This window comes from Amycolatopsis iheyensis (assembly GCF_024703995.1).
In the GTDB taxonomy this organism is placed as follows: Bacteria; Actinomycetota; Actinomycetes; order Mycobacteriales; family Pseudonocardiaceae; genus Amycolatopsis; species Amycolatopsis iheyensis.
Genome location: NZ_JAMXQV010000053.1, coordinates 19,103 through 30,635, shown reverse-complemented (window position 1 = coordinate 30,635; position 11,533 = coordinate 19,103). Strand labels below are relative to the sequence as shown.

The 11,533-nt window shown below is 72.3% G+C and carries 12 protein-coding genes; all 12 read right to left on the bottom strand.

What is annotated here, in order from left to right:
* The coding region (locus M8542_RS48955; RefSeq protein ID WP_257927309.1) for a hypothetical protein at positions 1 to 761 on the bottom strand (761 nt) is incomplete at its 3' end.
* A 46-nt stretch (positions 762 to 807) separates the two neighbouring features.
* Positions 808 to 1,374: a hypothetical protein gene (locus M8542_RS48950; protein ID WP_257927308.1), complete on the bottom strand. Its 567-nt coding sequence runs from the start codon at positions 1,372 to 1,374 to the stop codon at positions 808 to 810.
* An 88-nt stretch (positions 1,375 to 1,462) separates the two neighbouring features.
* Entirely contained in the window at positions 1,463 to 1,762 is a 300-nt protein-coding gene (locus M8542_RS48945; RefSeq protein ID WP_247050428.1) for a WXG100 family type VII secretion target, read from the bottom strand.
* A gap of 31 nt (positions 1,763 to 1,793) precedes the next feature.
* Positions 1,794 to 2,126, bottom strand: a complete 333-nt coding sequence (locus M8542_RS48940) for a WXG100 family type VII secretion target (RefSeq protein ID WP_257927307.1) — start codon at positions 2,124 to 2,126, stop codon at positions 1,794 to 1,796.
* 672 nt (positions 2,127 to 2,798) lie between these two features.
* A complete protein-coding gene (locus tag M8542_RS48935) occupies positions 2,799 to 3,944 on the bottom strand; it encodes an agmatine deiminase family protein (RefSeq protein WP_257927306.1) in 1,146 nt (381 codons plus the stop codon).
* A 100-nt stretch (positions 3,945 to 4,044) separates the two neighbouring features.
* A complete protein-coding gene (locus tag M8542_RS48930) occupies positions 4,045 to 4,599 on the bottom strand; it encodes a TetR/AcrR family transcriptional regulator (RefSeq protein ID WP_257927305.1) in 555 nt (184 codons plus the stop codon).
* A gap of 336 nt (positions 4,600 to 4,935) precedes the next feature.
* Positions 4,936 to 6,447 carry an FAD-dependent oxidoreductase gene (locus tag M8542_RS48925; RefSeq protein ID WP_257927304.1) on the bottom strand — a complete coding sequence of 504 codons (1,512 nt, stop codon included), beginning with the start codon at positions 6,445 to 6,447 and terminating at the stop codon, positions 4,936 to 4,938.
* Between the two features lie 124 nt (positions 6,448 to 6,571).
* Positions 6,572 to 7,288, bottom strand: coding sequence for an alpha/beta fold hydrolase (locus M8542_RS48920; RefSeq protein ID WP_257927303.1), 717 nt, complete (start codon positions 7,286 to 7,288; stop codon positions 6,572 to 6,574).
* Positions 7,289 to 7,312: 24 nt separating this feature from the next.
* Positions 7,313 to 7,903 carry a TetR/AcrR family transcriptional regulator gene (locus tag M8542_RS48915; protein WP_257927302.1) on the bottom strand — a complete coding sequence of 197 codons (591 nt, stop codon included), beginning with the start codon at positions 7,901 to 7,903 and terminating at the stop codon, positions 7,313 to 7,315.
* 16 nt (positions 7,904 to 7,919) lie between these two features.
* Positions 7,920 to 8,741 (bottom strand): ATP-binding cassette domain-containing protein, encoded by an 822-nt coding sequence (locus M8542_RS48910; protein ID WP_257927301.1) that lies wholly within the window; start codon positions 8,739 to 8,741, stop codon positions 7,920 to 7,922.
* Positions 8,738 to 10,561 (bottom strand): dipeptide/oligopeptide/nickel ABC transporter permease/ATP-binding protein, encoded by a 1,824-nt coding sequence (locus M8542_RS48905; RefSeq protein WP_257927300.1) that lies wholly within the window; start codon positions 10,559 to 10,561, stop codon positions 8,738 to 8,740. The genes M8542_RS48910 and M8542_RS48905 overlap by 4 nt, the downstream gene beginning before the upstream one ends.
* Positions 10,558 to 11,499: an ABC transporter permease gene (locus M8542_RS48900; protein WP_257927299.1), complete on the bottom strand. Its 942-nt coding sequence runs from the start codon at positions 11,497 to 11,499 to the stop codon at positions 10,558 to 10,560. The genes M8542_RS48905 and M8542_RS48900 overlap by 4 nt, the downstream gene beginning before the upstream one ends.
* Positions 11,500 to 11,533: the final 34 nt, after the last annotated feature.

Sequence of the window (11,533 nt, the reverse complement as noted above, 5' to 3'; positions counted from 1 at the left end):
TCCGCGGGCGGCGGGATGTCCGGGGGCGGCGGCGCCTCGGGCGGCGGCGGGGGCGGCGGGACGTCCGCGCCGGGCGGCGGGGTCGCCGGCGGCGGCGCGGTGTAGCTCGCGACGGAGAACGAGTGGTACTTGCCGGCCAGCTGGTTGCCGACCGCGCGCATGTCGTTCGTCATCATCTCGACGGCTTCGGGGAACTGCGAGATGTAGGCGCGCCCGTCGTTGAGCACCTTGCCGCGGGCGATGACCTGCTGGGCGTAGTAGGAATCGATGTAGCGCAACGTGTTCTGCGCCCACTGCAGGTACGCGGCCGAGTTGGCCAGCTGGTTCGGGATGTTGCGGCCGCCGCTGCTGCCGTCGTTGATCTGGTGGACGAGGCCCTCGAACTTCGAGGCCATGTCGTTCATCATGCCCTTGAAGTTGGTCGCCGCCGTGCCCTTCCACGGGCCGTCTTCCCCGGCGAGCGCTTCGGCCTGCTTCTGGATGGCCTCCGCGACGACGGCGAGGCTCAGCTGCGTCGTCTGGAACACGCCGGCGGCGGTCTGCAGGGACTGCCAGTTCACGTTGCCGTAGGCCTGGTCGGCCTGGTCCTGGCCGGGCGCCATCGACCCGCCACCGATGATGGCGGCTTGGATCTGCTTCCAGGTCAGGCCGTCGAAGTCCTTGCCGGGGTCGCCGGTGGAATTCGTCGGCGTGCTGCTGGAATCCGGCCAGACGCCGTTGTCGTCCTGGGTGAACCCGTGGGTGTTGTTGTCGTCGCCCATCGTTCCTCGCTCGCCCGTCCCTGGTTCGCCGCCCGCCCGTGGTCGATCAGTGCTGCTTGGACCCCGCGCCGGTGATCTCCGAGCTCAGCTGCCCGAAGTACTGGTTGTAGGCGTCGGTGGTCATCTTGTTGGCCTCGTCGGCGGAGTCGTAGGCGTTGGCCGCCTTGTCGACCGCGTCCGCGGCGTCGTGCATCGCCGTGATGAGGTCCTGCACCGTGGTGCGGGTGGAGTCGCGCAGGCCACCCTCGCCGACGATCGGCTGGAGGATCTTGTCGTGCGCGGTGGCGAACATGCCCGGCTTGACGTTCACGGTGTCGAGCTGGCCCGGCAGCTTGGCCAGCGGGCCGTCGGCGAGCGTGCGCAGGTTCTGCGCGAACGTGTGCATCGCCTGGGTGTTCACCGCGGTGACGCCCTTGCCGGGGTGGTCGGCGCCCCCGGGCACGGGCGGCGCGGTGGAGACGTCACCGACCGGGATGTAGACGTTGCCCTGGTCGCCCGGGTCCTGGGGGCCGGGGCTGTTGAAGTCGCCCTCGGTCGACGGTGGGGCGTCGCTGTGCTGGTTGTTCGGGTTCGCGATCGAGGCGGTTTCGAAGACCACCGGGTCGAAGGCCATGGCGGGAGGGGTCCTTTCCGGTCTGTCGCGTTCGGACGGACCCGGCCGGGACGCGGCTGAGGACCGCGCCCCGGCCGGGCGTGCGGCGTCAGCGCTGCGCGAACCGCGTCGCGTTGGCGCTCTCGGTGCTCGACGTGCCCTCGTTGACCGTCGCCAGCGTGCGGCCGGCGGCGTCGAGCGACTGCGGCAGCGTCAGCGCCTGCTGGCGGCACCACTCGTAGGTGGACTGGAACTCGTCGGCCGCGCTGCCGAGCCAGTGCTCGCGCTGCGCGGTGATGGTGCGGTTCATCTGGTCGAGCAGCTCGGTGATCTGCTGCGACTGCTGCTGCGCGCGTCCGACCGTGGCTTCCATCTGCGCGAAGCTGATGGTGAACTGACCCAGAGCCATGGGGTTTTCCTTTCCGATAAGGGGAGACCGGTCAGAAGCCGGGCAGGCCACCGATGGTCGCGGCCTGCTGGCGGACGTTCGAGGTGTTGTCCTCGTCCTGGCGGTCGTAGTCGTTCGCACCGGTCGTGACGTGCTGGGAAAGCGTGTTCAGCCGGTCCACGATCGTCTGCACGGTGCGGTCGAACGTGCCCATCGCCTCGTGGAAGACCACGGCCGCGTCCGAGCGCCAGGTACCCAGCAGCTCCTGCATGGTGGCGTCCACCTGGCGATTGACACCCGTGATGCCCTGGCCGGTGTCGGTGATGGTGCTAGCGCCTTGGCGCATGATCCCGGTGTCTACCTTGGCGCCGTTCTGAGCCGCCATGTTCGCCTCCTCGAATCCGTTGTTCTGCCCTGCCGCAACGGGGTCGGGCCACCACCGTCCACAAAGGATTCGGCGGGACCCCGGCATCGCCCCGCTCAGCACTCCCGACGCCGGAAGACGTGAAAGCCTGACGGAGACAGCACGATCATCGTAAAGACGTTTTCCCCCGGTAGCGCGACTCGTTCCCTTCTGGACACCGCGACGCGAACAGTCGGGCAGAACCGGACATTCATGATCAACGGCCAGGCGGAAGGGCCCGAAACCGGCCCTCGGCGCAGCGCGGTTGCCCCTCCGGCCACGGAGGTCTGCCCGCGAGCGCTCGGGTGCGCGAGACGTCAACCCGACCAAAGTCGGAACTTCTCCGGACACGCAGCGGGGAATTCACCCTGCTGCCAGGGCCGAACGAGTGACCTGACACGGATTGTCCGGTTTGGACACCGCGTTTTCGCCGTGCCGAAACGAGATTGATGCCCGCGGTATCACTCATCCGGGGGATGCCGAGCCCCGGCCTGGACTGCGGCCGGGGAAGCCCGCTCGCGCGTCCGGCGCCACCGCACCTCCCGCCGGCCGACCGGCTACGGGAAGCCGGCACCGGCGAACTCGTCGAGCGACGCGGCCGTCAAAATCCTGCCTGGCAAGGAAAGCGGGCGTGGTCCCGCCCTCACCTGACGCTCAGCCGGGCATGTCGTGGGTCGAGCAGTGGATCCCACCTCCGCCGGCGGCGATGGCGTCGATCGGCACGAGCACCACTTCGCGGCCCGGGAAGTGCTCACCCAGGATCCCGCGGGCCCGGTCGTCGGACTCGGCGTCGCCGAACTTCGGCAGGAACACCGCGCCGTTGGCGACGTAGAAGTTCGCGTAGGACGAAACGAACGCTTCACCGCGGCCGGTGATCCGGTCCGGGTCGGGCTGAGGCAGGTCGACGACCCGGAGCCGCCGCCCGGCGGCGTCGGTGGCCTCGGTGAGGACGCCGCGGGCCTGCTCGGCGGAACGGGACCAGACGTCCGGAGGACTGCCGGGGAAAGCCTTGTCCAAGAGCACGACCCCGGGTGCGACGTACCGGACGAGGCAGTCGACGTGAGCGTCGGTGATGTCCTGCCCCTTGACGCCCGCGAGCCAGATCACCTTGCGGACACCCAAGGTCTGCTCGAGGTCGGCTTCGACCTGCCGACGATCCTTGCCGGGGTTGCGGTTGTCGTTGACGAGCGAGCTTTCGGTGACGAGCAACGTGCCCTGCCCGTCGGTCTCGAGCGCGCCGCCTTCGGCGATCAGCGGCGCGGCGACGCGTGGGAGGCGGTAGCGCTCCAGCACGGCGGCAGCGACACGGGAGTCGTTGGGGTGACGCTGTTTGCCACCCCAGCCGTTGAAGTTGAAGTCGACGCCGGTCGCCTTCCCGGCGTCCTGGACGAAGACCGGCGCGGTGTCGCGGGCCCACAGATCGTCGGTCGGGATGGGGACGACCTCGACCTCGGCGCCCACCGCGGCTCGGACCCGGTCCTCATCGGCGGGCGCGGCCAGCAGGACGACGCTTTCGAATTCGGCGACGGCCTGGGCGAGCCGCGCGATGTCGGCCTGGACGGCAGGCAGGTCCTCGCCCCAGATGCCGGTCGACGCCGGCCACGACATGATGGTCCTGGCGTGACGCTCCCACTCGGCGCCGAAGGTCCGCCCGGCCACGTCGCCACCGCGGTCCACCGCCGGCGCGTCCGGCGCGGCCGGCGATGCGGGAGTGCCACACCCGGTGACGCCGAGGGCGGCGGCGCCGAAACCGAGCGCGGCGGTGAGCGCGCTACGGCGGGAGACGAGTTCGGGTGGCATCGGGCTCCTGTCGGCAGAGGTGGCTGCCACCCAGCCTGACACTGACTGAAAATTCAGTCAAATCAAGACCGGCCGGACCTTCGGTGACGTGTCCGGAGTCTCAGGCTCCGAGCTCGGCCGCGACGCCCCCGACCAGCAGATCCCTGGCCCGGGCCACGGTGAGCGTGCCGGACAGCCATCGTTCCGAAAGCCCCTCGACGAGCGCGGTGAGCCGCTCGGCGACGTCCTCGGCCTTCGCGTGCTCCCCCGCCGCCGCGACCAGCTCGGCGATCTCGGCGACCCACAGCCTGCTGGCGGCGGCCAGCCGGTCCCGCAGCTCGGGCTCGAACACGGCACTGGCGCGCAGCTCACCCCAGGCCAGGCTGTTCTCGCGCACCTCGTCGACGTCCTGCAGTTCGAGAAGCAGGCGCTGTTCCAGCCGCACGCGCGGGTCGTCGGACTCCGGCAGGGCCCGGGTGGTGTAGTGCTCGGCACGGTCGTTGACGTGGTCGAGGGTGGCGGTGAGCAGCCCGGCGCGGTCCTTGAAGTGGTAGTAGATCAGCCCGGTGGAGGCCCCTGCCTCGGCTGCGACGTCCTCGACACGCAGCCCACGGACGCCGTTGCGCGCGATCATGCCGACAGCGGCCCGGAGGATCAGGTCGCGTTTTCCCGCCACGGAGGGCACCTTTCGCTTGACCAAAGCTTCAGCCGACACCGTAGCGGGGCAGCGCACACCGCCCGGGGCGAGTGACCCGGCGGCCATGCGGTGGGTACGGCGGCGATCGCGCATCGGCGCCTCTCCGGGCCGGTCACCACCGGCGCGTCCGTCGTGCGAGATGGGCTTCGGCATGAGCTGTCCGCGCGCCGGTTCCATGACGCGCACGCCGGCGGCCGGCGCCTCGACCAGCACGGGCACCAGGACCGGTCCGGTCGACGCCAGGGCCGCCTTCCGACGCGAACCGGGTGGCCGGTGCCGAGGACACCGAGCACGGCTGACCACCGTCCGTCCACATCAGACGCTCGCGTCGCCGAACCAGTGCCGGGCGGCTCGTTCGAACGAGCCGCGATCGGGCACGTGCGCGCCGGCCCAGGCGACGACCCCGTCGGGGCGGACCAGGACCGCGCCGAGGCCGAGGTCGTTCTCGGCGGTGCCCGCGGCGTACCGCAGCTCGCTTTCCCAAGCCGCCGCGGAAGTGCGCAGCCGACGATCGGCGCTGAAGTCGAGGACGACGCCCCGGCCGTATCGCATCAGGTCGGCGAGGCTCGTCCCGTCGTCCAGCCGGAAGTCCGGTGCGACGCGGCCGACCGGCGAACGGCCGTCGCCGAGGTCGTGGCCGGCCGACATGCCGGAAAGCTTCTCGAACACGTAGGTCGTGCCGTTCCGGGTCCGGAGCAGGTCGCGCAGCACGCTCTGGACGGCCTGGGCGTGCGGATCCGGCCGCATCGAGGCCACCTGGGCCCGCGTCCAGCCGAGCGCCCAGGCGCCGACCGGGTGGCGCTCGCTGGTGTAGGTGTCGAGCAGCCCGTCCGGGGCCTGCCCGCGCAGGGTCGCCGCGAGCTTCCAGCCCAGGTTGGCGGCGTCGCCGATGCCGGTGTTGAGCCCCTGCCCGCCGAGGGGCGAAACGAGGTGCGCGGCGTCGCCCGCGAGCAGGACGCGGCCCCGCCGGTAGGTCGTCGCCTGCATCGCGCGGTCGGTGTAGCTCGAAGCGAGGTGGACCGCCGTCAGCGTCACGTCGGTGCCGGAGACGCGCCGCAGCACTTCCTGGAGGTGCTCGCGGGTGACTTCCCGCGAGCGGTCGAACGCACCGCCGTCGAAGTCCATCACGCCGATGTGACCTTCCGCGGCCATCCGGATGTACATGCCGTGCGGCGTCGGGGTGAACCCCGGGTTCAGCTTTTCGATGTCGGGGCTGGTGGTGAGCGCGACGTACCCGGTGAACTGCGGCTCGGTGCCGGTGAACTCGAAGCCCGCGAGCCGGCGCACCGCGCTTCGCCCGCCGTCGCAGCCGACGGCCCAGCGCGCCGGGTACTCCCGCGTGGCGGCGTGCACGACGACGCGCTCGTCGTCCTGGGTGAGGCCGTCCACGGCGACCCCGCGGCGGATCTCGACCCCGAACTTGGCCGCCCGCTCGGAAAGCACCGCCTCGACCGTGTCGAGGCTGGTCATGACGGCGTCCGGCATCGCGCCGGGCAGCCGGAACGGCAGGGCGGCGAGGTCGACGTCGGCCGCGTCGAGCACGATCCCGGCGAAGTGCCCCGCGAAGCGCGGCCGAGCCGGGTCGTCGCCTTCGGCGGCGCCGAACGCGGGGCCGGCCTCGGTCAGCAACGGCTCCAGCAGCCCGCGCCGGTGGAACGCCGCGACGGAAGCGGCGAACAGGCCGCGCCGCCCGAGCGGGGCCGTCCGCCACGGGGCGCCGGGCTCCGGCTCCCGCTCGAGCACCAGGACCGAGCAGCCCGCGAGGCCCAGCTCGCAGGCCAGGAACAGCCCGACCGGCCCGGCGCCCACGATCACCACGTCATGCATGAGAAATCCCCTTCCGCAGCCGGATTTCGGCGACCGGTTCAGCCTGCGGCGGGCCACCCTCAGGGCGCGCACACCGCGCTGGCAGGGGGCTGTCAAGCGCGGACAGCGGTGATCAGCAGCGTGGTCAGTCCATGAGGAAGCCGAACACGGCCGTGCGCAGCTCATCGGACGCCAGGGCGCCCTGGTGGTCGCCGGGTACGTGCTGCAGCCGGGCGTCCGGGAGGCGGCCCGCCACCGTCTCGATGCCCGCTGCCATGGGATCGGCTGTACCCGCCAGGAACAACGTCGGCACCTTCGGGACCGCGGCCGCCGGGTCGAACGGCTCCCGGCCCAAGCCCTCCACCAGCCGCAGCAAGGAGTCCGCGTCCCCGGCCCGGACCAGCCCCGCGATCCCGGCCGTCAGCGGGTCCTCCGCCGCCCCCGTGCGGACCGCGGCCCGCAGCGCCGCCGGGTCGAGTGCGGCGAAGGGGTCCATCCCGCTCAGGCCGCCGAGCACCAGCCGGCGCACCGGCAGCACCTCCTCGGCCGCCAGGCTCCACGCCAGCCGGGCGCCGAGGGAGTAGCCGACGACGTCGACCTCGCCGGCGGGCACGGCGGCGGCCAGCCGGCGCAGCACCACTCCCGTCGTGACGTCCTCGACGGCCGCGACGGCGGGTCCGTCCCGGTGGCCCGGCAGGTGCACGACGAAGGTCTCGCGGCCGGCTTCGGCGAGCGGGCCGGCCCACCGCCGCGCCGGCCAGTCTTCGGCCCCGCTGGAGGCGAAGCCGTGCAGCAGCACGACGGGTGGACCGGCGGGCACGCCGGACGACGGAGTGCGGGTGACGGGGAGCGCAGGTTTCATTCTACAAGTGTAGACGAAAACCGCTCATTCGGTGATCCGCGCCAGCAAACCGTCGACGTAGGCGGTATAGCGGGCGACCAGCGAGCCCACCGGGTACATCAGGCTCGACACCGTGGCCCCGATGGCCACCGAGATGATCTCGTCCGCGAGCACGCCGACCGCGCGCGCGTTCGTCCGCTCGCCCTTGCCCCGCGCGGCCGCCAGCCGCCGGCACAGCTCGGCCCGCCAGCTCGTCAGCAGCTCGCGGTACTGCGCCGCGAGACCGGGGTTGGCCACGGAGTGGTCCCACAGCGCCAGCAGCACGCGCCCGGCCGCGATCCGGTCCGGGGTCAGCGGCAGAGCACCTTCGACGAATCCCCGCAACGCTTCGACCGGCCCGAGCGCGGGGTCCAAACCGGCCAGCAGCGCCTGGGTTTCCCGCAGCACGCTCTCGAACGTCGCCGCGATGATCTCGTCCTTGCTGGCGAAGTAGTGCTTGAGCGCGCCGTTGGCGAACCCGGCGGCGGTGACGATGCTGCGCATGGTCGCCGCCTCGAAGCCGCCTTCGATGATCAGCTTCTTGGCGACGGCCACGATTTCGCGGCGTCGTTCGTCGTGGTCGATGACCTTCGGCATGGCTACCGACTCTAGGTCATGCCGGCTCGCGCAGGCTGAGCCACGTGGCGCGGCGTTCGGCCTGGCGAGCCGGGTCGGCGACGGGGGACGCGAGCCGCAGGCGCTGCGTGTACGGGTGCTCCGGCACCTCGGTCACCGCGCGGGTCGGCCCCGCTTCCACGATCTTTCCCCGGTACAGCACGCAAACCCGGTGGCAGACCCGCCGCACGACGCCGAGGTCGTGCGAGACGAACAGGTAGGACACCCCGGTTTCGCGCTGCAGGTCGACGAACAGGTCGAGGATGGCCGCCTGGGTGGTCAGGTCCAGCGCGCTGACCGGCTCGTCGCAAACGACCAGCCGCGGGCGGCGCACCAGGGCCCGCGCGATCGCGACGCGCTGGCGCTGTCCGCCGGAGAACTCGCTCGGGTACCGGTGCACCGCGCCGGCCGGCAGCCGCACGCGGTCGAGCATCGCGGCCACGACCGTGCGCGCCTCGGCGCGGGACGTCCCCGCCACGACGAGCGGCTCGGCCAGCACCTCCCCGACGGTCATCGTCGGGTCCAGCGAGCCGTACGGGTCCTGGAACACGACCTGGACGTCGCCGGCCAGCCGGCGGCGGGCGGCGCCGCGCAGGTGCGTGATGTCCCCGCCGGCGAACGTGATCCGGCCGGAGGTGACCCCGGCGAGGCCGAGCACGGCCTTCCCGAGCGTCGACTTGCCCGAGCCGCTCTCCCCGACCAGGCCGACGCACTCCCCCGGCCCGACCGACAGCGAGACGCCGTCCAGCGCGCGGAAGGCGACGCCGCGGCGCAGCCGGTAGTCCACCACGAGGTCGTCGACCTCCAGCAGTGCGGTCATCGGGTGGCTTCCTCTCCGCGCACCCCGGCCGGGGAACACGCTTCGTCGAGTTCGTCGCGGCAGGCGGCGTCGTCCAGCGAGGCGCCGATCAGCTCCGCGGTGTAGGGGGCTTCGGGCCGCTGGAAGATCCGCTCGACCGGGCCGGTCTCCACGACCCGGCCGTCCTTCATGACGACGACGCGGTCGCAGATGTCGGCCACGACCCCGAAGTCGTGGGTCACGATGACCAGCGCCATCCCGTACTCGCGCTGCAGTTCGCGCAGCAGCTCGAGGACCTCCGCCTGGACCGTGACGTCGAGCGCGGTCGTCGGCTCGTCGGCGACCAGCAGCGACGGCCGCCCGGCGACCGCCCCGGCGATGAGCACGCGCTGGGCCATGCCGCCGGAGATCTGGTGCGGGTAGGCCTTCAGCACCCGGTCGGGGTCCTGGATCCCGACCCGCACGAGGACGTCCCGGGCCCGCTGCCGAGCCTCGGCCTTCGACAGCCCGTGCACCCGCCGCAGCGGCTCGGCGAGCTGGTGGCCGATCGCGTAGCACGGGTCGAGGTTGGTCATCGGCTCCTGCGGCACGTACCCGATCGCCCGGCCGAGCAGGGCGGCCCGCTCCTTCGGCGACCGGCGCCCGACCTCCTCGCCGCCGACCCAGATGCCGTCGGCGACCGCGGTGCCGCCGGCCGGGAGCAGGTCGAGCACGGAGAAGATGGTCTGCGTCTTGCCCGAGCCCGACTCGCCGACGATGCCCAGCACCTCACCGGGAGCCGCGTCGAACGACACCCCTTGGACGACTTCGCTGACCCCGTCCCGGGTCGCGTACCCCACCCGGAGGTTTTCGACGCGCAGGGCGCTGTCCGCGACCTCGTGCACGTGCGCCCCGCTCGGCCCGGAGCTTTCGCGGGAAAGCTCCGGGGCGGCGGCCAGCTCACGGCGGACGCGGGCGCGGCGGCGGGCCGTGGGCAGCTCGACCCGCACGCTGACCAGGTCCGCCAGCGTCGACCCGATGAACGCCAGCGCGGCGATCGTGAGGCCGAGGGCGATCGAGGGCCAGAGCAGGATCAGCGGGTAGCTGAGCATGGTCTGGAAGCCGTCGTTCATCATCTGGCCCCAGCTGGGCGTGGACGCCGACCCGACGCCGAGGAACTGCAGCCCGGCCTGCAGGCCGATGGCGATCCCGGCGGTCAGCGCCGTCTGCACGATGACCGGGGCGTACACCGCGCGCAGCATGTGCGTGCGCAGGATGCGCAGGGTCGTCACCCCGGACACGCGCGCGGCGTCGATGTAGGGCTCCCGGCAGACGGTCAGCGCCCGCGCCCGCGCGATCCGGTAGTGGCCGGGGGCGAGCAGCACGCCCAGGGTGACCATCAGGACCGCGAAGTTCTGGCCGGTGCCCGCGGCGACCACCAGGAGCACGATCATCACCGGCACCGACTGCAGCGCGTCGCTGATCCAGGACGCGATCCGGTCGGTCACCCCGCCGAAGTACCCCGCGGCGACGCCGGCGGGGACGCCGAGCACCACGCAGGTCAGGCAGGTGATCAGAGCTCCGTAGAGCGTGGTCCGCGCGCCGTAGAGCAACCGGCTGAGGATGTCGCGGCCCGCCGAGTCGCCGCCGAGGGGATGCCCGTTGCCCGGGGTGGCGTGGGACAGCGCGAAGTCGAGGTGGTCGGGGTCGAACGGCGCCAGCCAGGGGGCGAGCACCGCGACCGCCACCACGATCGCGAACACGGCGAGGGCGGCCACGCCGAGCGGGCGGCGGAGGTAGCGCCGGCCCAGCGACACCCGCTTGACGGGCGCCGGGCCGACGGGGAGCGGAACGGCGGTCATCGCTGGCGCACCTTCGGGTTGACCCACCCGAGCACGAGGTCGAGCAGGAAGTTGACGATGACGACGAACACCACGGTCACGGCGGTCAGGCCGAGCAGCACCGGGATGTCGCCGATCTGGGACGCCGACTGCGTCAGGCTGCCGATGCCGGGCAGGTTGAACACGATCTCCACGACGATCGCGCCGCCGAGCAGCCCGACGAACAGCAACGCCAGCACGGTCAGCGCGGCCGGGGCGGCGTTGCGCAGCACGTGCGCGGTCACCCGGCGCTTCGACAGGCCGCGTGCCCGCAGGGTCCGGACGAAGTCCTGGCCGGCGACCTGCAGGAAGCTGTTGCGCAGCTGCTCGGCGATCATCACGATCGCGCCAAGCGCCAGAGCGATCGCGGGCAGCGTGATCGACTGCAGCCAGCCGCCCACCGACTCCTCCGGCGAGACGTACCCGACCGCCGGGAACCACTTGAGCCGCAGCGCGAACCAGGTCACCAGCACGAGGCTGAGCCAGAACCCGGGCAGCGCGAACAGCACCACCGACGCCAGCTTGAGCACGCGGTCGCCGAGGCCGCCCGGGCGCAGCCCGCAGGCCACGCCCGCGGCGACGCCGACCACCGCGGCGAGCACGGTGGCGGCCACGACCACCGACAGCGTCACCGGCACGCGCAGCGCGATCTGGTCGCCGACCGGCTGGAAACTGCGCCACGACGTGCCGAAGTCCCCGGTGACGGCGTGGGAGAACCAGGTCCAGAACTGGTTCAGCAGCGGCTGGTCGTAGCCGATCTTGGCGCGCAACGCCGCCTGCTGGGCGGGGGTCGCGCTGTTGCCGAGCAACCCGGCGGTCGGGTCGCCCACGGCGAGGTGCGCGAGGAAGAAGGTCCCGCTCGTGACCAGCACGAGCAGCAGGACCCCCGACGCCAGGCGCTTGAAGACGAAAGTCAGCATTTCCGGCTCCCTCGGCGGCGGGTCCGTCCGCTGT